This window comes from Nocardia sp. NPDC019219 (assembly GCF_040632645.1).
Taxonomy (GTDB): Bacteria; Actinomycetota; Actinomycetes; order Mycobacteriales; family Mycobacteriaceae; genus Nocardia; species Nocardia sputorum.
In genome coordinates, this window is record NZ_JBEYCG010000015.1 from 1 (window position 1) to 20,383 (window position 20,383).

General features: G+C 68.8%; 22 protein-coding genes. 6 read left to right on the plus strand and 16 right to left on the minus strand.

Features of this window, described 5'->3' with window-relative positions:
- Positions 1–79: 79 nt before the first annotated feature.
- The 4 genes from ABZ552_RS24975 to ABZ552_RS24990 form a co-directional block, all read right to left on the minus strand.
- On the minus strand, positions 80–1,243 hold the full coding sequence (locus ABZ552_RS24975) for a lactate 2-monooxygenase (RefSeq protein ID WP_357440077.1): 1,164 nt from the start codon (positions 1,241–1,243) through the stop codon (positions 80–82).
- A 67-nt stretch (positions 1,244–1,310) separates the two neighbouring features.
- Positions 1,311–2,123, minus strand: a complete 813-nt coding sequence (erm, locus tag ABZ552_RS24980; protein ID WP_281879909.1) for a 23S ribosomal RNA methyltransferase Erm — start codon at positions 2,121–2,123, stop codon at positions 1,311–1,313.
- 278 nt (positions 2,124–2,401) lie between these two features.
- Complete coding sequence (locus tag ABZ552_RS24985) at positions 2,402–4,501, minus strand: hypothetical protein (protein WP_357440080.1); 2,100 nt, start codon at positions 4,499–4,501, stop codon at positions 2,402–2,404.
- A 220-nt stretch (positions 4,502–4,721) separates the two neighbouring features.
- Positions 4,722–6,977 carry a serine/threonine-protein kinase gene (locus ABZ552_RS24990; RefSeq protein ID WP_357440083.1) on the minus strand — a complete coding sequence of 752 codons (2,256 nt, stop codon included), beginning with the start codon at positions 6,975–6,977 and terminating at the stop codon, positions 4,722–4,724.
- 74 nt (positions 6,978–7,051) lie between these two features.
- Here ABZ552_RS24990 and ABZ552_RS24995 point away from each other — a divergent pair, with 74 nt between their 5' ends.
- Complete coding sequence (locus ABZ552_RS24995; protein ID WP_357440086.1) at positions 7,052–8,134, plus strand: dihydrodipicolinate reductase; 1,083 nt, start codon at positions 7,052–7,054, stop codon at positions 8,132–8,134.
- Positions 8,131–8,619 (plus strand): carboxymuconolactone decarboxylase family protein, encoded by a 489-nt coding sequence (locus ABZ552_RS25000; protein WP_281879913.1) that lies wholly within the window; start codon positions 8,131–8,133, stop codon positions 8,617–8,619. Before ABZ552_RS24995 ends, ABZ552_RS25000 begins: the two co-directional genes overlap by 4 nt.
- 13 nt (positions 8,620–8,632) lie before the next feature.
- On the opposite strand, the gene ABZ552_RS25005 is transcribed toward ABZ552_RS25000, so the two are convergent.
- A complete protein-coding gene (locus ABZ552_RS25005; protein ID WP_281879914.1) occupies positions 8,633–9,340 on the minus strand; it encodes a hypothetical protein in 708 nt (235 codons plus the stop codon).
- 77 nt (positions 9,341–9,417) lie between these two features.
- On the minus strand, positions 9,418–11,079 hold the full coding sequence (locus ABZ552_RS25010; RefSeq protein WP_357440090.1) for an amino acid permease: 1,662 nt from the start codon (positions 11,077–11,079) through the stop codon (positions 9,418–9,420).
- Between the two features lie 53 nt (positions 11,080–11,132).
- Here ABZ552_RS25010 and ABZ552_RS25015 point away from each other — a divergent pair, with 53 nt between their 5' ends.
- Positions 11,133–12,506, plus strand: coding sequence for an FAD-dependent oxidoreductase (locus tag ABZ552_RS25015; RefSeq protein ID WP_357440093.1), 1,374 nt, complete (start codon positions 11,133–11,135; stop codon positions 12,504–12,506).
- 5 nt (positions 12,507–12,511) lie between these two features.
- On the opposite strand, the gene ABZ552_RS25020 is transcribed toward ABZ552_RS25015, so the two are convergent.
- Together ABZ552_RS25020 and ABZ552_RS25025 are read right to left on the minus strand one after the other, a co-directional pair.
- On the minus strand, positions 12,512–12,904 hold the full coding sequence (locus tag ABZ552_RS25020) for an ankyrin repeat domain-containing protein (RefSeq protein WP_281879917.1): 393 nt from the start codon (positions 12,902–12,904) through the stop codon (positions 12,512–12,514).
- Between the two features lie 31 nt (positions 12,905–12,935).
- Complete coding sequence (locus ABZ552_RS25025) at positions 12,936–13,568, minus strand: UdgX family uracil-DNA binding protein (RefSeq protein WP_281879918.1); 633 nt, start codon at positions 13,566–13,568, stop codon at positions 12,936–12,938.
- A 162-nt stretch (positions 13,569–13,730) separates the two neighbouring features.
- Between ABZ552_RS25025 and ABZ552_RS25030 the strand changes: the two genes are divergently transcribed.
- A complete protein-coding gene (locus tag ABZ552_RS25030; protein WP_281879919.1) occupies positions 13,731–15,038 on the plus strand; it encodes a glycosyltransferase 87 family protein in 1,308 nt (435 codons plus the stop codon).
- A gap of 30 nt (positions 15,039–15,068) precedes the next feature.
- Here the strand turns inward: ABZ552_RS25030 and ABZ552_RS25035 are convergent, their stop codons facing one another.
- Positions 15,069–15,515: a nuclear transport factor 2 family protein gene (locus ABZ552_RS25035; RefSeq protein ID WP_281879921.1), complete on the minus strand. Its 447-nt coding sequence runs from the start codon at positions 15,513–15,515 to the stop codon at positions 15,069–15,071.
- Positions 15,516–15,587: 72 nt separating this feature from the next.
- Entirely contained in the window at positions 15,588–15,779 is a 192-nt protein-coding gene (locus ABZ552_RS25040; RefSeq protein WP_228829632.1) for a hypothetical protein, read from the minus strand.
- Between the two features lie 162 nt (positions 15,780–15,941).
- Here ABZ552_RS25040 and ABZ552_RS25045 point away from each other — a divergent pair, with 162 nt between their 5' ends.
- Positions 15,942–16,706, plus strand: a complete 765-nt coding sequence (locus ABZ552_RS25045; RefSeq protein ID WP_281879922.1) for a trans-aconitate 2-methyltransferase — start codon at positions 15,942–15,944, stop codon at positions 16,704–16,706.
- A 123-nt stretch (positions 16,707–16,829) separates the two neighbouring features.
- Here the strand turns inward: ABZ552_RS25045 and ABZ552_RS25050 are convergent, their stop codons facing one another.
- Positions 16,830–17,114 carry an ANTAR domain-containing protein gene (locus tag ABZ552_RS25050; protein WP_350356387.1) on the minus strand — a complete coding sequence of 95 codons (285 nt, stop codon included), beginning with the start codon at positions 17,112–17,114 and terminating at the stop codon, positions 16,830–16,832.
- A 177-nt stretch (positions 17,115–17,291) separates the two neighbouring features.
- On the opposite strand from ABZ552_RS25050, the gene ABZ552_RS25055 reads away from it, so the two are divergent.
- Positions 17,292–17,573 (plus strand): hypothetical protein, encoded by a 282-nt coding sequence (locus ABZ552_RS25055; protein ID WP_281879923.1) that lies wholly within the window; start codon positions 17,292–17,294, stop codon positions 17,571–17,573.
- 34 nt (positions 17,574–17,607) lie between these two features.
- Here ABZ552_RS25055 and ABZ552_RS25060 read toward each other — a convergent pair whose 3' ends face one another.
- From ABZ552_RS25060 to ABZ552_RS25080, 5 genes are all read right to left on the minus strand, one after another.
- On the minus strand, positions 17,608–17,808 hold the full coding sequence (locus tag ABZ552_RS25060) for a hypothetical protein (protein ID WP_159840543.1): 201 nt from the start codon (positions 17,806–17,808) through the stop codon (positions 17,608–17,610).
- Between the two features lie 173 nt (positions 17,809–17,981).
- Positions 17,982–18,407, minus strand: a complete 426-nt coding sequence (locus tag ABZ552_RS25065; protein ID WP_281879925.1) for a MerR family transcriptional regulator — start codon at positions 18,405–18,407, stop codon at positions 17,982–17,984.
- A 9-nt stretch (positions 18,408–18,416) separates the two neighbouring features.
- On the minus strand, positions 18,417–18,971 hold the full coding sequence (locus tag ABZ552_RS25070) for a class I SAM-dependent methyltransferase (RefSeq protein WP_357440100.1): 555 nt from the start codon (positions 18,969–18,971) through the stop codon (positions 18,417–18,419).
- Between the two features lie 82 nt (positions 18,972–19,053).
- Positions 19,054–19,812 (minus strand): NAD(P)H-binding protein, encoded by a 759-nt coding sequence (locus ABZ552_RS25075; RefSeq protein WP_357440103.1) that lies wholly within the window; start codon positions 19,810–19,812, stop codon positions 19,054–19,056.
- Between the two features lie 257 nt (positions 19,813–20,069).
- The gene (locus tag ABZ552_RS25080) at positions 20,070–20,240 is read right to left on the minus strand and encodes a hypothetical protein (RefSeq protein ID WP_159840539.1); all 171 of its coding nucleotides are present in this window, start codon (positions 20,238–20,240) and stop codon (positions 20,070–20,072) included.
- Positions 20,241–20,383: the final 143 nt, after the last annotated feature.

The window sequence follows — 20,383 nt, forward strand, 5'->3', positions numbered from 1 at the left end:
GGGGGTGCGCCCCCCCCCCACCGGGGCCCCCCCGCACGCGCGGGGCGTTTCGCATGGCCTCCCGGGCTCTGCGCGGAGGTCAGACCAGCCGCCGGATCGCCTCCGGCCCGAGGTCGGCGATCGACGGGTACCCGTCCACCGCCATCAGCAGATCCGCCTCGGCGAGCAGCGACCGCACCACGTGCACGAGGCCGTCGACGCCGCCCAGGGCGAGTCCGTAGGGATAGGGACGGCCGATCCCCACGGCCGTCGCGCCGAGCGCCAGCGCTTTGACGATGTCGGCGCCGGTGCGGATGCCGGAGTCGAACAGCACGGGCAGGCCGTCGGCGGCCGCCACCACCTCCGGCAGATGCTCGATCGCCGGGATGCCCCCATTGGCCTGCCTGCCGCCGTGATTTGAGCAGTAGATGCCGTCGACGCCCGCGTCCTTGGCGCGCCGCGCGTCGTCGGGATGACAGATGCCCTTCAGCACCAGCGGCAGGTCGGTCAGTGACCGGAGCCACGCCAGATCGTCCCAGGTCAACGCGTTACCGAACAGTGAGATCCAGGTCAGGATGGCGGTTTTCGGGTCCTGCTCGGGCGGACTGGCCAGCAGGCCGCGGAACACCGGATCGCTGAAGTAATTGGCCAGGCAGTGCCCGCGCAGTTGGGGGAAATTGGAGACCGCCAGATCGCGCGGGCGCCAGCCGGGCACCCAGGTGTCCAAGGTGACCACGATGGCCTTGAAGCCCGCGACCTCGGCCCGCCGGACCAGGCTTTGCGCGAGGTCTCGGTTGGTGGGGGTGTAGAGCTGGAACATGCCCGGGGTGTCGCCGAACTCCGCCGCCACGTCCTCCAGCGGATCCACCGTGAGGGTGGAGGCGATCATGGGGACGCCGGTGCGGGCTGCGGCCTTCGCCGTGGCGATGTCGCCGTGCCCGTCCTGGGCGCACAAGCCGATCACGCCGACCGGGGCCAGGAAGACCGGCGTCGGCAGCGTCATCCCGAACAGCTGGATGGACAGGTCGCGAGTCTTGCTCGCGCGCAGCATGCGGGGGACCAGGCCCAGTTTCTCGAAAGCCGTCACATTGGACCGCTGGGTGAGCTCGTCGCCGGCCCCGCCCGCCACATACGACCAGATGCTCGGTGGCAGGGCCGCTCGAGCCTTCGCTTCCAGCTCGGCGTACGTCATCGGGAAATCCGGCAGCACGCCGCCGAGCCCTTGGAAGTAGATCTCGTTCTGGTAGTCGCCGAAGTTGGTCACGCTGCTCCTGTCCTCGTCTCGATGCATGAATGTATCCGATACGTTCGTGTAGCAAGTACCGTTCCGATCAGGCGCGCAACGCGCGGTACAGCGTCAGCCAGCGATCGGGGGAGACGAGTCCGACCGGCTGATCGAGCGGGATGCCTGCCGCGCCGCATGCGCGGTGGACGGCACGGGCGGGGAATTCGCGCCGCAACGACGCTGCCACGCTGCCCCCGGCACCGGAGAAACCGAGCTCGACCAGCCTGCGATAATCACCGATCCACTCGCGCGGCAGCAGCGGAGCGGGCCGGTTTCGCAACCGCAGAATCGCGGCGTCGACTCGCGGCACCGGATGGAAGCTGTGCCTGCCGACGCGCGCGCCCGATTCGATCGCCGTCGTGGGCCAGTGGCCGACGGTGAGTTTGGTCCACCGGCCGTAGTCGCCGGAGTGCTTGCGCGCGAACTCGAGTTGGGTGAGCAGGGTGGCGGAGGTGAGCCAGCGCGCGGCCAGGCACCAGCGCACGATGTCGGTCGTGATGGCGAACGGCACGTTGGCCACGACCGCGAACGGCTCCCGTGGCGGGCGCACCGTGCGGAAATCGCGGTGCTGCACGGCTATTCGCGGGTCGTCCGCGTACCGGCGACCCAGCAGCGCCGCATAACGCGGGTCCTTCTCGTAGGCGTGAACGCGGCTGCCCGCGTCGAGCAATCGCCTGGTCAGCATGCCGTCACCGGGTCCGACTTCGAGGACGAGGTCGTCGGCGGTGACGCCCGAGGCGTGCACGATCAGCCGGGCGACGCCGGCATCGGAGAGGAAGTTCTGCGACAGCAGTTTCCGCGTGGTCGCGGGACGGCTCCCACGGCTGCGGGCGCGCGGCAGGGAACGATGGCGGGACATGGGTGTCCTCCGAACGGAGTGGTCGAATCGGGAAGGTCGATTCGCCTGGACCCATGCCGGGGCACGAAGAGTTCGGCGGCCGCTACCGGCCGCCGATGCGGATTCCGCTCGAACGATTCAGCAGATCGGAGCGATACGGTGCGCCGGCGCGGGCCAGGCCTCCGTACGCAGCCGGATGTAATACGCGCCGGCCGCGCACGCTCCGTTCATGCCAGGATTGCCACCCATGTCCGGCACCGTACGACAGGCGCGCCGCCGGGTGCCAGTTCTTTTCGGGCTCAGCGGGACGTCGGCTGATCCACCACGTCCGGATCCTGCAGCTCGGCGGCGAAGGTCCGCCAGGACTTGGCCTCCGCGTGCTTGCCGAGCTGGTCGAGCAGATCGGCGAGTTCGGCGATGGCGCGCGGCTCGCGGCGGTCGGCGGCGGTGCGCCACCAGGATTCGGCTCCGACCGGATCGCCGCGCCGCAGGCGCACCATGCCCAGCTCGTAGGCGGCGCCGGCGTGTCCGGCCTCGGAAGCCTGGGCCCACAATCCGCACGCCTGTTCTTCCTCGCCCCGGCGGTACATCGCGACACCCAGGTCGTAGAGCGCACCGCGAAACCCGGGATCGCCCGACTGACTGGACTTGCTCGGGCGCGGGGCATCGACCGTCGCGGATCGTTGGGCGCGCTGCGGAAAGCCGTCGGGAGCCGGTGCGGTGGAAACGTCGAGGCTCGGCGGTGTCATCGGTGTACTCGCCGCGGGGCGGGTGTTCGCGACGGCCGGACCGGGTTCACGCGCGGGTGCGTCCGCTGCGGGTGGGTGCGAAACCTGTCCGCCGAGGGCGGACGCCGCAGGGGCGAGGTGCTGGTCCACCGGCGCGGCACGGGAATCGGGAGGCGAAGTCTCGGCTCGGGGTTGCGGGTGTGTGCCGGTGGGGTCGAATGCGTGGTACGCCTCGGCCGCGGTCCAGGAATCCGTGACCAGCGGACTGGAATCGGTGCCCGGCTGCTCTGCCGGGGGTGGGGTAGCGGCAGACCCCGGGATAGCTTGCATGCCGTGCGGGTCTGCCGGTCCAGGCCTGGAATGCGAGGGCGAAGTCTCCGCCTGGGGTTGCGGGTGTCTGCCGGTGGGGTCGAGTGCGTGATACGCGTCCGCTGCGGTCCAGGGGTTTGCTGATAGCGGGTCGGATTCGGTGCGACCGGCATTCGGCACGGGCCGAGGCGGTGGCGGAAAGTCGGGGCCAGGCGGTGCGTCGCTGATCGATAGGGCGGTGATGGAGCGTGCTGGGTCTTCGGGCGGATGCGTGTGCGCGACCGGCGGTCCGAACGTGCCGTACGAGTCCGCCGTCGATCTCTCGTGCGCGGTCCGGGGATGGTGATCGAATCTTCGGGAAGGTACTTCGGCCTGTGCGGACGGGACAAGCGGGGCCGGCGGAGGCGCGACGCGCTCCGCTTCGACCGGGGCGCCGGTGGCGAATGGGTCGGGCGCATCGTGCGCGGCGTCCGTTGCGGAGTGTCCGGCGAACGGGCTCGGCGCTGCGAGTGTGTCGTTCGGAGCCCGGTCTCCGAGAACTGTGCGCGGAGTTTCCGGAACGGGCCGTGCTGCCCGAGACGACTGCACGTTCACGAAAAGGTTGCCGGAGTGTCGAGGCTGCGGGCTCTGGCTCAGTCGGCCGTTCACCGCACCCGCGGACGCGGACGGTTCGGCGGCAGGCCGCTCCGTCGGTGCCGCGGATGCGGTCGCAGGCGAGCCGGCGTCGATTCGCGGAACCGGCATGGTCGGCGCGGTGGGTGGACCCGCGAAAGCGGAGGAACGCGGGCCGAGCGGGCTCATGCCGATCGGAGCCCTCGCGGGCGCGGCGGGGGCCGGCGCCTCCGGCGGAAGGGGTGTGGGAGCGGTGGACAGCTCCACGACCAAGTTCGCGAAGTTCGGCGGTCCCTCGCCGATGCTGCACCACAGCACGACGCGACCGTTGGGCTGGTGCTCGACGACGATGCCGTAGTTGCCCGCCCAGGACTTCTGTGTGCCGAATTCGTCCACCCAGACCGGGGTCAGGGTCACCAGGGTCACCGGCGCGGTGGGCGTGACGGCGAAGCTGACGCCCGCGGCCAGCGCGTCGCTCCACGCGTCGACTCCGGCGAGCGAACGTCCGTGCAGGTCGAGATAGCCGTCGACGACCGACAGCCCCATCCCGAGCCCGCGCAGCCCGGCAGGCGGCGCCGCCGAGATCATCGTCAAGGCGACGGTGGTGGGGGCGGGGCCGACCTGCTCGGTGTACATCGGGTAGACCATGCTGCCGTGCCAGAGAATCGGATCCGCGCTCTGGTAACGCGCGGCCAGCGGCAGCTCTTCGGGCGTATTCCGGGCAGCCCACGACGAATACCGCTCGTTCACTGTCGCGCGCCTGCCTTTCCACCCGATCCCTGCCGCCGCCCCCGCGCCGGGCAGCGGGGTATACCGTACTCGCCGCGAACCGGAACTGCGCCGCAATCCCCTGGCGGTAGGTAACGCCCCGAGCGCCAACGCTACCGGGGGGTTCGTCCCATTTCCCAATGCTGCACAGTGGCGTGTCCGGCCGCGCGGCCGGTACGTCAGCGACCGGCGCCGCTCCGGGCTACCGATGTCCGGCGGCGAGGCGTCCCAGTGCGGCCAAATCCTTTTCCAGCGTCCGGAACAGCCAGTACACGCCGACGAACGCCGCCGCGCTACCGGCGCAGAGCACGCGCAGCGGCAGTATGACGGCGGGGATGTCCTCCGGTGGGATGAACGTCGCCCCCACGACGCCCAGCAGCGGCACAGCGGCCGCGACGGCGAGGAAGTACGTGCTGTCGGCGTCGAGCTGCCGCAGGCGACGCGCGTCCTCGGCGCCGAGCCCGCCATGGGGAAGGAACATCGGGTACAGCGACCGCAACGCGTAGAAGGTCACCAAGAAATAGGGATACGCCATCGCGATGGCGCCGCAGACGATCTGGGTGAGGAAGAAGTGCACGTAGGACGCCGCGGTGATCTGATTGCCGGACACCCGCACCGACACCGGGACAGCCACGCCCGCGATGGCCCAGAGCGCGAAGCACGTGAGGACGTTGCGTCTGCCCAGCCGCAGGGTGTCGGCCCTGGCCCGCGCCAGGGTCGCCGAGTCGTACGAGCGCCCCTCCCGCAGCCCGCGCGCGATCGACCAGAGCCCCGCCAGAAGCAGGTTGGTCGCCACGAAGCCGATCAGGAAGCACACGGCGTAGGTCGCCAGCGCGATCTGGTCGAAACGGTGCTGGGCCTGCGCGTCGAGTTTGTCGATGATCAGGGTGCGATTGTGGTTGTAGCTGTAGAGGATCGCGAGCGCATTGGGTACGCCGACGGCCAGGGCCATGATCGGGTGTCTCAGCGTGCGAGCGCGCAACCGCCAGCTGCCGGGCGGCGGATCGACGAGGTCGCGGGCGCGGGCGTCGAGACAGACCGCCAGCTGCTGGGCCATGTCGGCGCCGGACGACCACCGTTCGGCGGGGTTCGGATGGAGCGCACGGACGAGGGCACGCTGCAACGCCTCGGGGCAGTCCGGGGGCAGATCCGAGTAGGGCAGGGCGCGGGGGCTGTGGGATCGGCGTCGGAGCATGGCGTCCAGGGCGGTGCGGTCGCCCCCGGCCGCCGCGTCGTCGTCGAACGGTTTGCGGCCGGTGAGCAGTTCCCAGAGCACGACCGCGAGGGCGAAAAGATCGCTGCGAGTGTCCAGATCCTCGGCGGTGGCGGGCAGATCCGGATGCACCGCGGCGAGCTGCTCGGGCGACATGTACGCCAGCGAGCCGCCGAAGTAGGCCAGCGGGCTGTCCCCGGCGACGTTGCCGCTGAAACTGATATTGAAATCGGCCAGCTTGGGCACCCCGTCGGCGGTGAGCAGCACATTGGCGGGCTTGACGTCGCGGTGCAGCACACCGGCCCGCCCCGCGTAATCGAGCGCTTCGGCCAAGCGCCGCCCCAGCCATGCCACGGTCTCCGGCCACGTCAGCCCGGCCAGCTCGGCCCGCTGCGGCGATTCACTGGGTTGGATCTCACCTTTCGCGGCGAGTACGCCGTCGATGACGTCGAGCAGCATGGCTCCGCCGCGCTGGGCCTGCGGTGTCGCGCGGACGCGTTCGAGCACCGTGAACAGCGTCCCTCCCGGCACGTACTGCATGTACAGCAGGCGCAGTTTCCGGTCCGCCAGCACGCGCTGGTCGAACACCCGCACGATGTAGTCGTGGTCGAGCTGAGCCAGGGTCTGGGGCTCGGCGCCTTTGTCGCGGGAGATCTTCACCGCGACCAACCGCTGCATCGACCGCTGCCGCGCCAGGAAGACCCGGGCGAACGCGCCGCGGCCGAGGCCGGTCATCAGGTCGAAGTCGTCGATCCGCTGGCCGGCCGCGAGGTCGTCCAGGTTCGCCGGTTCGGGGGCGACCGTCATCAGCGTGCTGTGGTAGTCGTCGGTCGCGAGCATTTCCGACAGCTGGTCGGCCTGGTCGGGGTAGGCGGCGGTGTACTCGGCGACGTCGACCGTGCCGCCCGCCTGCCTGCGGACGTGGAACTCCTCGTAGATCAGATCCGGCGGGAGCGGCCAGGTGCGCAGTTCCGGGAGTTCGGCGGCGTAGTCGGCCAGCCGTTTGGGAGCGGCTCCACGGCCCCACCGGTTGGCCAGATCGACCTTGATCAGTTCGATCAGCGACACTCGGCGGATGGCGGGGGAGTCCGGAAGATAGTCGGCCAGATCCGGGGGAGTCGCCGCCGTCCGCCAGGCGTCGGCGAAGCGCTCGACCACGTCGGCGATTCCGATGCCCCGCGCTTCGATCGGCGATCGGTCCGCTGCGACCGTCGCCCCCGGAACCGGCGGGGCGGGGTGCGCCATGGGGGCATCGTATCGACCGGAGGCCCTTCCGCGGAACGGCGCCCAGTCGACCAAGCGCTTGCTACGCTCGATCGATGATCTCCACGGTGGTCTGGGGCACCGGCAATGTCGGCCGGGCGGCCATCCGGGCCGTCGACGCCCACCCGGCGCTGCGTTTGGCCGGGGTGCTCGTGCACGATCCGGCGAAGGTCGGCCGTGACGCGGGTGAACTCGCCGGGCTCGACCGCGAACTCGGCGTCGCCGCCACCGACGACGTAGGCGGGGTTCTCGACGCCCGCCCGGAAGCGATCGTCTACGCGGCCTCCGGTGATATCCGGCCCGACGACGCCCTCGCCGACATCGTGCGGGCGCTACGCGGGGGCGCGGTGGTCGTCACGGCGGCGCTCTACGCGCTCTACGACCCGCGCAACGCACCGCCCGAGATCCGCGACCCGGTGCTGGCCGCGATCGCCGAGGGCGGCGGCTCGTTGTTCGTCTCCGGCATCGACCCCGGATGGGGCAACGACGTGCTGCCCCTCCTGATCAGCGGGCTCGGCAGCACGGTGGAGTCGATCCGCTGCCAGGAGATCTTCGACTACTCCACCTACGACCAGCCGGACTCGGTGCGCTACCTGGTCGGCATGGGGCAGCCGATGGACTATCCGCCGCCGATGCTCGCGCCGTCGGTGCCGACCATGGTGTGGGGCGGGCAGATCCGGCTCATGGCGCGGGCGCTCGGTGTGGAACTCGACGAGATCCGCGAGACGCTGGACCGGCGCGCCTTGGAGGTCGCCGTCACCACGACGTCCATGGGCGAGTTCGCGGCGGGTACCCAGGGCGCCGTGCGCTTCGAAGTCCAGGGCATCGTCGACGGACAACCGCGTCTGGTCATCGAGCACGTCACGCGCATCCATCCGTCGTGCGCACCTGATTGGCCCGCGCCGGCCGACGGCGGCGCGGGCGCGCACCGCGTGATCATCGAAGGTCACCCGCGCATCGAGGTGACCGTCGAGGCGACCGACGAACACGGCAACCGCTCCGCGGGCGGCAACGCCACGGCCGTCGGCCGCCTGGTCGGCGCCATCGACTGGCTGGTAGCGGCGAAACCCGGACTCTACGACGCACTGGACGTCCCGCTGCGTCCCGCGGTCGGCAAACTCGGAAGGAAGCACCCATGATCATCGACGTTCCCGAGGGCAAGGATCCGATCGGCTACGTCTGGGGCGAAATGGTGCCCGGCATCGGCGTCGCCGCCTCGAACTTCTCACTGTCGGTCTACTCGCACAGCACGCTCGGCCTGCGCGAGTTCGAGGCGGCCCGGCTGCGCATCGCGCAGATCAACGGTTGCCTGTTCTGCATGGACTGGCGCACCGAACGTGACGGGGCGAAGGTCGAACCGGAATTCGCCGAGGCAGTCACCGAGTGGCGCACCACCGACGCCTTCGATGAACGCACCCGGCTCGCCGCCGAATACGCCGAACGCTACGCCACCGACCACCACAATCTCGACGACGAATTCTGGAGCCGGATGTTCGCCCACTACAGCCAGGCGGAAGTGGTCGAACTGAGCATGAGCATCGGCTCCTGGCTGGCGTTCGGCCGACTGAATCACGTCCTCGGATTGGATTCGGTCTGCGTGCTGCCCGGCCATTCCGCCGGTTGACGAATCGCGGGAGTTACCTCGGAATTCTCGAAACCCACGCGGGCTGCCCGTCGACCAAGCCCAGTTCGAACTCGTCGGGAGCGTCGAGCACGGCGCCGAGTTGGCGAAGCGCTCGATCGGCGGAGATCTCCGCGGGGAAACGGATGTATTCGAGGGTGGCGCCGGATATCCGAGCCCGGAATCGGTACCGGAATTCGCCCTGCCCCGCGTAGGTCAGCGCGATGCGGCCCTGCCAGTCGATGTCGTGCCTGCCGTCGGGGCGGCGGGTGAAGAACACTTCCTGGTCGGCGACCGAGTCGTGCCCGAGCAGATAGATGTTGAACGCCAGGCATTCGACGTCGTCGGCGTGCGCGAGGGGCAGCGGATCGACCGTGAGACGTTGCGGTTGTTCGGATTTCAGCAGGAAGGGACGGCCGGGTGCGGCGGCGCGCAGCCCGGTGGCGTCGTCCTCACCCCAGTACGTGGACGACAGCGTGCAGCTGTGATAGTTCTGCCAGACGATCGGCGACAGCCAGTCCTCGCAGGTCTCCTCGCCGCCGGCGGGATCGCGTTCGGCGTCGTACGCCGCGGAACGCAGGTGCAGATCGAACCACAGGCCGCCGGCCTGGTCCATGCGGCCGGTCCACGCGAACTCTTCGATCGCGTGCCCTTCCGGCCACGGATTGCCCGGGAACACAATTCTCCCGGCGGGCGAGAAACGCACCAGGTCGGTCCTTTCCATCCGACACACCCTAGCGACCGAGGCCGACAAACTCGACATGCCAGAACCGGGAAGCCGCGCCCGGCCGCGTTCGCGCTTCAGGCTTCGGCCGGTGCCTGTTCTTCCGGCTGGTCGGCGGGTGGCTCGTCCACCGTCCGCTTCGGCCCGGTGAACCAGGTCCGGGCCGAGACCAGCCACCAGATGCCGATCGCGCCCACCACGCCGACCAGCGTGATCGGCGCGTAATTCACGGCGGTCCAGGTGAATTCGCTGTGCCACGGGTATCCGCGGGCGTCGGTGGGCAGAATGAACAGCACGCTGATCAGCGCGATCCACAGGAGCGCGATGACCCCGATCGGGCGGTACCACGCACCCAGTCGCCACGGGCCGGTGCGGAAGCGAGCCCCGTGCCGCTGCCGCAGCAGGATCGGAATGCCGTAGGCGATATAGAGCCCGATGGTCGCGATCGAGGTGGCCGCGGCGTAGGCGGTCGGTGCGTTCGCCGGGGGCACCAGCATCGACGGAATCAGCAACACGAACGCGAAGAACGAGATGAACAGCACGGCGTGCACCGGCACCTTCCGCGCGGAAAGCCGCGACCAGAATCTCGATCCGGGCACCGCGCCGTCGCGCGCGAAGGCGAACAGCATCCGCGAGGCGGAGGTCACCGAGGCATACCCGCAGAACAATTGCGCGACCGCCGCGATGATCAGCAGCAGCCCCGACCAGAACCCGTTCAACGAGTTCTCCAGGATATAGATCACGGGGTAACCGCTGTTCTTACCGGGATCCAGCGCGTCGTCCAGATCCGGAATTGCGAACGTCACCGCCATGATGAGCAGATAACCGGCGATCGCCGACACGACGATCGTGTTGATGATGCCTTTGGCCGCCATCCGCGATGCGTCGTGCGTTTCCTCCGACATGTGCGCGGACGCGTCGTAGCCGGTGAACGTGTATTGCGCGTGCAGCAGGCCGAGCAGGAAACTGAACGCGACCCCGCCGAATCCGATCGCGCTGTTGTCGACCGTCTCGGTGAAGACGAATTCAGCACTCTGGTGGTGTCGCGCGCCGAACCCGAGGACCAGCACGAAGATCGCCACGCCGCCGACGTGCCACCACGCGGAAACGTTGTTGATCACCGCCGACAGATGGGGACCGAGCACGTTCAGGACGGCGTGCAGCACGAGTACGGCGGCGAAGACCAGGAAGATCGCGGTGCGGTCGGTGCCGATGTCGATCCCGACGACGTTCAGCACGACGGTGGTGAAGATGGCCGCGCCGTAATCGATCGCCGCGGTGACGGCGATCTGTCCGATCAAGTTGAACCATCCGGTGAACCAGCCCCACACCGGACCGCCCAGCTCGGCGGCCCACCAGTACAGCCCGCCGGAGGTCGGATAAGCGGAGGCCAACTCGGCCATGGCGAGTCCCACGAACAGCACCATGACCGAGACCAGCGGCCACCCCCAGGCCATCGTGATCGGGCCGCCATTGGCCAAACCTATGCCGTAACTGGCCAATCCGCCGGTCAAGATGGACACGATGGTGAAACTGATGGCGAAATTGGAGAAACCCGACCAGGACCTGGCCAGTTCTTGTTTGTAGCCCAGTTCGGCGAGCCGACGTTCGTCGTCGGAAGGGGTTCGGGTGTCGGTCATGTCGTGCTCCCGGGTGAAAACGCTGCCCTCATACCGCGTTTGCCAGAAGATCAGTGTGAAGTACCGATCGGTCAACCGCAGCCCAACCAGCAAATCCATGGAACGACGGGTCCCGCCCCCGGGCAGGGGACACCGAACGTAGCGTGGGGACCATGAGCGAGCGACTGGTGGTCATCGGCGGTGACGCGACGGGCATGTCGGCGGCGTCGCAGGCGCGCCGGATGAAGGACGCGAGCGCGCTGGAGATCGTCGTGTTCGAGCGCGGCGGGTTCGCCTCCTACTCGGCCTGCGGCATCCCGTACTGGGTCGGCGGCCATGTCGACGAGCGGGACGCCCTGATCGCCCGCACCCCGGCAGAACACCGCTCCCGCGACATCGACCTGCGACTGCACACCGAGGTGACCGCGATCGACGTCGACGGCGCCCGCGTGCGGCACCGCGACCGGGAAACCGGCGCGTCGGCCTGGCTGCCCTACGACCACCTGGTGATCGCCACCGGCGCCCGCCCGGTGCGGCCACCGCTGCCCGGCATCGACGCCGATGGCGTGCACGGCGTGCAGACCCTCGACGACGGGCAAGCCTTGCTCCAGACGCTGGAGCGGGCCCGCGGCAACCGCGCCGTCGTGGTCGGCGCAGGCTACATCGGCGTGGAGATGGCGGAGGCGCTCATCCGGCGCGGCTACGACGTCACGATGGTCAACCGCGGCCCGGAACCGATGTCCACGCTCGACCCCGATATGGGCGCCCTGGTGCGCGACGCCATGTGCGGCATGGGCATCAAGGTGGTCGGCGACGCGGAGGTGGCCGAGCTGCGGACCGGTGCCGACGGCCGGGTGTCCGCGGTCGTCACCGACACCGCGGAGTACCCGGCGGACGTCGTGGTGCTCGGCATCGGCGTGCGCCCGGAGACCGAACTCGCCCGCGCCGCCGGGCTGCCGCTGGGGCAGTACGGCGGGCTGCGGACCGACCTCGCCATGCGGGTGCGCGGTTACGAGAACATCTGGGCGGGCGGTGATTGCGTCGAGGTGCTGGATCTGGTCTCCGGCCGCGCACGCCACATTCCGCTGGGCACCCATGCCAACAAGCACGGTCAGATCATCGGCGCGAACATCGGCGGGGGATACGCGGTCTTTCCCGGCGTCGTGGGCACCGCGGTCAGCAAGGTATGCGAGCTGGAGGTAGCCCGGACGGGACTCCGCGAGAAGGACGCTCACGCGGCGGGCCTGCAATACGTGAGTGTCACGGTGGAATCCACCAACCGCGCCGGCTACTACCCGGACGCCCAGACGATGACGGTGAAGATGCTCGCCGAACGTTTCACCGGCCGCTTGCTCGGCGCACAGATCGTGGGCCGCGAGGGCGCGGGCAAACGCGTGGACATCGCGGCGGTCGCACTGACCGCCCGGATGACGGTGGAGCAGATGACGATGCTCGACCTCGGCTACGCCCCGCCGTTCTCCCCGGTGTGGGACCCGGTTCTGGTCGCCGCGCGCAAGGCCGTCACCGCCGTTCGCCGACGTGGGTAGGGCGCTCAGGCGCCGAACAGTTCGAGCAACTCGCTCTTGCCGAACATGACCGCGGCGTCGCGGGCAGACGGGGTGCCCGCGTCGGGGTCGGCTCCCGCCGCGGCGAGCAGGCGCACGATCTCGGTCTCGCCCTTGAACACCGCTCCGGCCAGGGGAGTCCGGCCCTTGTCGTTCGCCCGGTTCGGATCGGCGGACCGCTGCAGCAGCGCTGCCACGGCGTCGGGGTGCCCGTGGTAGGCGGCGAGCATGAGCAGCGTGTCACCGGCATCGTTGGTGAGATCGACCGGCACGCCGGCGTCCACGTAGGCGGCCAACCTCGCGGCATCTCCGTGCCGGGCGAAGTCGAACACCTTGGTGGCCAGTTCGAGCAGTTCCGGGTCGATTTCGCCGGCGTTCATCCGCTCACTCCTGTCGTGGGCCGCGCGCGAGTCAGCGCGTCGCCGCGGATTTTCCCAGTTGCTCCCGCACGATGCGTAGATCGGCGACGAACCCGTCATAGGCGGCGGTCCGATCGGGCGCGCGCAGTACCGACGACGGGTGCACCGTCGCGATCGCGCGGAAGTCCGCGGTCTCGACGACCTCACCGCGGCGTTCGCTGACCTTGAACGAAGGGCCGAGCAGCGCCTGCGCGGCGATCGCGCCGAGGCACACCACCAACCGTGGGCGCAGGAGGTCGAGCTCGGCGTCGAGCCACGCCGAACAGGCGACCACCTCGGTGCGGCCGGGCTGCTTGTGAATCCGGCGCTTGCCGCGCTCCACGAACTTGAAATGCTTCACCGCGTTGGTCACATAGACGGCGTCGCGATCGATGCCGACGTCCGCCAGCGCCCGGTCCAGCAGCCGCCCCGCCGGGCCGACGAACGGCTGCCCCGTCACGTCCTCCTGATCGCCGGGTTGCTCGCCGATCAGCACCACGTCCGCGTCCGGAGGACCGGCGCCGAAGACCGTCTGCGTGGCGTGGCGGTAGAGATCGCACCCGCGACAGTCGCAGGCCGCTTGCCGCAGCCCCGTCAGATCCGCGTTCTCGGGTACGAACATCGCGGCGCCGGGCGCCTTCGTCACTGTCCGCCTCCTGCCTTCGGCGGGGCCGCGACGGCCGTCGCCGAACTCCGCTGCCGCTCGTGCTGGTGGCGGCTTACCCGTTTCGGCGGCCCTCACGCGCGCGTCGCGAATCTCCCTCCCACGTGCTGAACGAGGTGACATGGGTCGGTATAGTCGCCGCGGATGAGTAGTGTCACCGCCACCGCCGGAACGCCGATGTCCCAGAACCGTCGACTCGGGCGTGTGCTGCGGGCGGCGCCGGTCCTGTCGCTCGCGTTCTCCGCGTTCTGTCTCCTGACACCGGTCTGGCCGTTCCACAAGATCACCGGCGGGTTCATCGACCTGCAGGTGTATCGACTGGGCGTGGATGCCATGCGGCACGGCGCCGACATGTACGGGCAACTACCGCAGACCACCATCGGGGCGGGCCTGCCGTTCATCTATCCGCCGTTCGCCGCGCTCGCGCTGGGTCCCTTCGCGATGCTGCCGTGGGATGTCGCCGCCCTGAGCTTCTTCGTCTCCTCGGTGGCCGCATTGGCTCTCACGCTCTATCTGGTGGCACGGCGGGTCTGGCCGGACGAGTCGCAGCGGCGGCTGGCGGCGTGGGCCACCGCGTGCGCGACTCCGTTGGGGCTGCTGCTGGAGCCGATCCACTCCACGCTGGATTTCGGTCAGGTCAATCTACTGCTGATGGCTCTGGTCGCCGCCGACTGTCTCACGCACAAGCCGCGCTGGCCCCGGGGCATGCTGATCGGCATCGCGGCCGCGATCAAGCTGACGCCCGCGGCGTTCGTGCTCTATTTCCTGGTCCGCCGGGACTACCGCGCGGCCGCGACCGCCGCCGTCACCGGTGCGGCGGCGACGGCGCTCGGTTTCGCGATTCTCCCCAAGGAATCCGTCAAGTATTGGTTCGGTGGTCTCGGCAACGTGTCCGGACTGAGCGGCTCGGCCTTCCACACCAATCAGTCGATTCAGGCGGTGTTCTCGCGGTTCGAAGTGCCGGAGCCCGCGTTCACCGTGATCTGGCTGGTCCTCGGCGCGCTGCTGCTCGCCCTGGTCGTCGCCGCCATGCGCCGGGCCGCCGACCTGCCCGCGCTCGCGCTGGCCCTCAATGCCGTCTTCACACTGCTCGTCTCGCCGATCTCCTGGTCGCACCACTGGGTGTGGATCGCACCCGCCCTGTTCGCCGTGGTCGGCTATGCGAGCCGACTGCCTGTCCGGCGCGCGATCGGGTGGTGGGTGACGTTCGTGGTCACCGCGGCGGTGTTCGTCATCGGACCGCACAACTGGCTGCCCGACGGCGAACACCGGGAAACCGCGTGGACGCCCTGGCAGCACTTCATCGGCAACACCTACGTCTGGTTCAGTGTGGTGCTGGTCGTGCTGTTCCTGCTCGCCGGGAAGCGCTCCGTCACCCGGGGCGGGAACCCGTCATCCGGCGAGCCGGTCCGGACGTCCGACGACACGCCCTCGGCGCTGACCACACGCTGAGGGGCGGCCGGGCGGCGACCCGCCGCCACGTCACCCCATGCCGGGTGCGGAGGGCGCGACGAAGAGGAAGCTCTTCTCTTCGACGCGCTGCTTGATCCGCCAACGTCCGTCTACGCGGACGAACGTGTCGAGGTACCAGAGCCCGCACAGCATCATCGTCGGCGGCCCGTCACCGCCGGACACCACCATCGGGTTGTGGCACATCGTCCGCCCGGTGGCCGTGTCGCCGTCGACTTCGATGGACGAGTTGCTGATCAGGTGCTGGAAGGCGGGAAAGTTCGGCAGAACGGAGGCGAGGAACTCCTTCGTCGCCGCCAGATCGCCCACCGAGCCGCCCATGGCGGAGTAATCGATGTGGGCGTCGGGTGTGAACACGTCGTCCAGCAGGTCCCACTGCCGGGTGTCGACCGCGTGCGAATATCGCACCATCAGGTCTTCGATCTCGAGTCGATCCGAAATCTCCTGCAACGACAGCATGCCCGCCTCCGATTGACGTCGATACCCCGGCTATGCCACCAGGATTCGGCGGGTGAGGCAAGGTCCGTGCGGTTACGCCTTGTGCGGCAGGATGTTCAGTACCAGCGTGAGCCCCGCCACAATGCTCACGCACGCCACCAGGGTGGCGAACGCCGATTGGGTAAGCGTCGCGATGCCGATCGAAAAGGCAAGGCACGTGGTCAAAGCGAGCGCGCCGGTTCCCGGTTCCACACCGGCGATCCGGGTTGGTCGGTGATCCGTCATAGCTATGTAATACCCACGCTGCCTCGTTACGAAACCGTGATAGACAGTCGGCCTTCCGCCTCGGCCTCGATCGCAGGTCGGTGACCCCGCGGACACAGCTCTGGATGCACGGCAGGCGTACAGTACGTACGTACGGTTTGGTAGAGCCTCTCGGAGTGGCCTGTGTGGAATCCTCAGCAATACCTCGCGTTCGACGACCATCGCTCCCGCCCCTTCTTCGACCTGCTGTCCCGGGTGACGGCGGACGAACCGCGGGTGGTGGTGGACCTGGGCTGCGGCCCTGGGCACCTCACGGCGGTCCTCGCCCAGCGCTGGCCCGGCGCGATCGTGCGAGCGCTCGACTCGTCGCCGGAAATGGTCGCGGCCGCGCGTGCGCGCGGGATCGACGCCGCGCTCGGGGCGGTGCAGGACTGGCAGCCGAGTCCGGAGACCGATGTCGTCGTCTGTAATGCCGTCCTCCACTGGGTGCCCGGACACCCCGATCTGCTGGCCCGATGGATGCGTCAGCTCCCCTCGGGTGCATTTCTGGCGGTTCAAGTACCCGCGAACTTCGACGCCGCCACGCATCGGGCGATCCGCCAGGTGGCCGCCCGCGACGAGTGGCGCGACAGCCTCGACCGAGCGGGCATCCTCGAGCCGCGGGCGGTACTCGATCCTGGCGCGTACGCCGACCTGCTCGACCTGGCCGGCGGGGCGGTCGACGCCTGGGAAACGACCTACTTGCAGCGCTTGACCGGTGACGATCCCGTGCTCGCGTGGGTGACCGGCACGGCGCTGCGACCGGTGCGCGGCGCGCTCGACGACGCGCAGTGGCAGGAGTTCACCGCACAACTCGCGCCGCTGCTGCGTAGCGCCTACCCTCGGCGAGCCGACGGCACGACCTGGCTGCCGTTCCGGCGCGTCTTCGCGGTTGCCCAGAGGCGGTAGCGCGGGGGCAGGCGAGCGCGGACAAGACCCGGACAATCGTATGTCCGCACACGGTGTTCGGCCGGGGCGCCGTGGTGACCCCGCACCTGGCGGCGGCGGTGTCTCGATTCGGTGCGCGGCTGGTCACCGAGCCTGCTCGTGTGCCGTCGACAGCAGCCGGTCGACCCGGCTGCGCAGTTCGCCGGTCACGGCGGGCAGGCCGATCGACGGAAGCTCGGCCACCACGTTGGCCGCGAGAACCCGCAGCTTGGTGTTGGTTTCCTGGGATCGGACGCGCAGGATGGCGAACGCCTGCTCGGCGTCGAGGCCGTAGACGAGCATCACCGCGCCCTTGGCTTGTTCGATCACCGCCCGCGCGGCTACCGGATCGATGTCACCGGCCGCTGTGCCGTCAGCGTCATAACTCACACGCACGCACTACCCGTCCGAGGCCGTCTGACACCGGCTCGCGGCGGAGAAACGATGGCGCGGCGGATGTCCTCGGCCACAGGGGAGGGTTGACGCGAGCCCCGCGGATCGCGATACTTCGAACGTCATAGCGATTGCGTATAACTCGTCCTGTGGAAACGCTACGGAGACAGATCAATGATGATCCATACGGCAGTCGAAACATTTCTTCTGGCTCAGGTGGACGACCCGGTCCCCGAGGCTCCCCCGAACTCGGAGAAAATCCTCCAGCTCTTCCGATATTTCACGTGGTTCGTGATTCTCTCGGGAGTCGCCGGAATCACCTATGCCGGGGGCAAATTCGCTTGGGAGAAGTGGAACGGTGGTCCACTGGCTTCCGCGAAAATGGTCGCCGGCGGCATGCTCGGCGGGGTCATCGCCACCAGTGCGGGGACGATTATGAACGCGCTGATCGGCTGAGGCGGTCGTCCGCGTGCCGTGCCTCCCATCGCCGTCAGTCGTCGACCTCCAGTTCGACCAATTGCGCTGGTGTGAAAGATTTCTCGCGCCGGTTGGTTTCCACGCCGAAAACGGCGACCACGAGGTCGCCGCCCGGCTGGACCACTCCCGCCTGTGTGAGGGTGCCGTACCCGACGACGGATTCGCCCACGTGATCGGCGAGTTCCGCGGCGGGCACACGAATTGTCCTGCTCATGGGGCACCTCTATCGGGTCGAAGTGTCACTGGTTGCGGTGTCGCTGTTCGCAAGAATCGATCCTAATCCGCGGTGACATCCGCCGAACCCCCCTGTTTCCGTCGAATCGCATCGCGGCGCGCGGACCGCGGCAAACTCCGCCGTCAAGACGGAATTCCCTGTGCCGTAACGATTCACCCTCGCGATCTTGACCGGTTCGTGACCAGTGCGAGCGCGTCGGCGACCTTCGCCTGGAAGTGCGGGCACTCGCGGAAGTCCTCGGCCGCGCAGTCGAGAGCGTGTGAGATGGTCTCCAGCGCGGCGGTGGCCTGCGCGATCCGATGAACGAGCTGATCTCGGTGCGCACGCAGCAGGTCGCGGCGCGCGGTCCGGTCGGACGCCGCGGCGAATAGTGCGACGAGTTCGTCCAGCGCCAGACCCGACCGCTTCCCGAGCAATATCATCGCGACGGTCTCCGCGTCGTCGTCGTGATACCGGCGCCGACCGGCGCCGTCCCGCCGCGGCGCGAGCAATCCGACGTCCTCCCAGTGTCGCAGCACATGGGTGGCCAGGCCGAAACGCGCTGCCAGCTCACCGATCGAGATGTCGCCGCCCGCCATAGCCGCACTCTAGGCGACGCGAGCGGTGAGCCGCGCGTACAGCCCGATCGGATGACGCCGCGGACGCACCGTCTCCCGCCGTACCGTCGCCGCGTCAAAAAAGCGCCGTAATGCGCTGAGCCCAGCCGCCGCCCGCACGAATCGGAAGTCGTAGATGGCCACGGCGCCGCCGGGGCGCAGTACCCGTGCCAGCTCCGCGACCGCGCGGTCCAGATCCGGCCACTCGTGCATGCTCAAACTCGAGACGACCAGGTCGAAGCTGTCGTCGGGATAGGGCAGCGCGGCCACGTCACCGACCGCCAACTCGGTCGCGCTGCCGGAGAGCGTCGTCTCGGCGAGATCGATCATGTGCGGGGACAGGTCCACGCCGTGCAGCCGCAGGTCCGGCCGACGAGAACGCAGCTGTGCCAGCATTTTTCCCGGACCTGTCCCCACGTCCAGCACCCACGCGCCGGGCCGCGCGGACGCGTCGATGTCGGCGGCGATCCGGCGGTAGAGGCCCCCGAGCAGGCGAGATGCCCGCTGGTCGTATCCCCGGCTCTGTTTTTCTCCGAACGTTGTCATGATCAACCTCTCCTCGTGGTGCGCTCAGCTTGCGAGTTGAGGTCGACCTGAAGTCAAGAGAAGTACGGTGTGGGTCGAGCGGTCACGGCTGTGCCGGGTACTTCCGCGTGAGCCATTGCTGGAAGGTCGGCCCGGCGAGGATGGCGCCCGGTCCGGGCAAAAGGGCACCGTCGGCCTGCAGTTCGTGATCCGGGTCGTCGAGGTCGACGATCTCCTCGACTCGCGCCGGTTCACCTCGTCGAGCCGCGACGTCGGCCGCGGCCGCGGCGAGGTTCAGCTCCTCCGGCCCGGCGATTTCGACCGATTCGGGTGCCGTCTCGGCGACGGCGAGATGCGCCAACTGCTCTGCGACGGTGCGGGCGGCCACGAGCTGGGCGCGATACTTCGGGACGTAGGCGGTGTCGCCGCGAGTGGTCCAGTCGAGCATCATCTCGGTGAATTCGTGGAACTGGGCCGCGCGCAGGATCCGCACCGGCACGGGACCTTCCCGGTAGGCGTTCTCCTGGGCGAGTTTCCCGGCGTAGTGGCCCGCGGTGAACCGATCGATCCCGATGATCGAGACCAGCACGATCCGCCGCACACCGGCTGCGGCCGCGGCACGCTGGATATTCCGGGCGACGGTGCGGAAGAACTCGGTCACCGCCTCGGTTTCGGTGGTCGCCGCGTTGATCGCGTCCACCACCGCGTCCACCCCGGCCAAGGCATCCGCCAAGCCGGCTCCGGTTCGGACATCCACCCCCACTGATCGGCTGATCTCCACGACCTCGTGGCCCTGGGTCCGCAGCACGTCGGTCACATCCCGGCCGATCCGCCCGCTTGCGCCGGCAACCGCTACTCGCATCGCAATCTCCTTCGACTCACGTTCGGTGAGTGGACGAAACGACGACGGCGGGTGTGACATGACGAAGGCAGTCGTGACAGTGCCGCCGCGACGGTCGATCCACGTGCGGCGGCAACTACTGTCGCGCTGCCTCCTTGCGTCTGTTCGCGCGAGACTCGGCGGGATGCCCCCGCACACCGCCGAGTACCTGGACTGAAACTATTTCCGACCGAAAAGTGCGACGCACCTCGCCTAGGCGCGGCCGCACAGCTTCCGCATCAGATGCAGAAGACAACGCTGCCGAGCGGAACGCAGAGTACAACCGAGCCCCATACCGGCGTCGCGACGTCCGATGGCGTCGTTTCGGCAGAAGCGGCGGGAGCCGCGATGACGCCCAAGGAGACGGCCATTGTGGTCGCGGCCAGGATCTTCGTGATTTTGGTGGACATTGTGCATCCTTCGACTCGAGTGAAACTTATCTCTGACTCACGATTTTCATGCTTCACCTATAGAGCGGTGAACACCAGGCAAAGAAATGTCAAGTTCCCCGCCGGCGCGTAACGGGAAGATCACCGAGGGTGCTTTTTCCGGG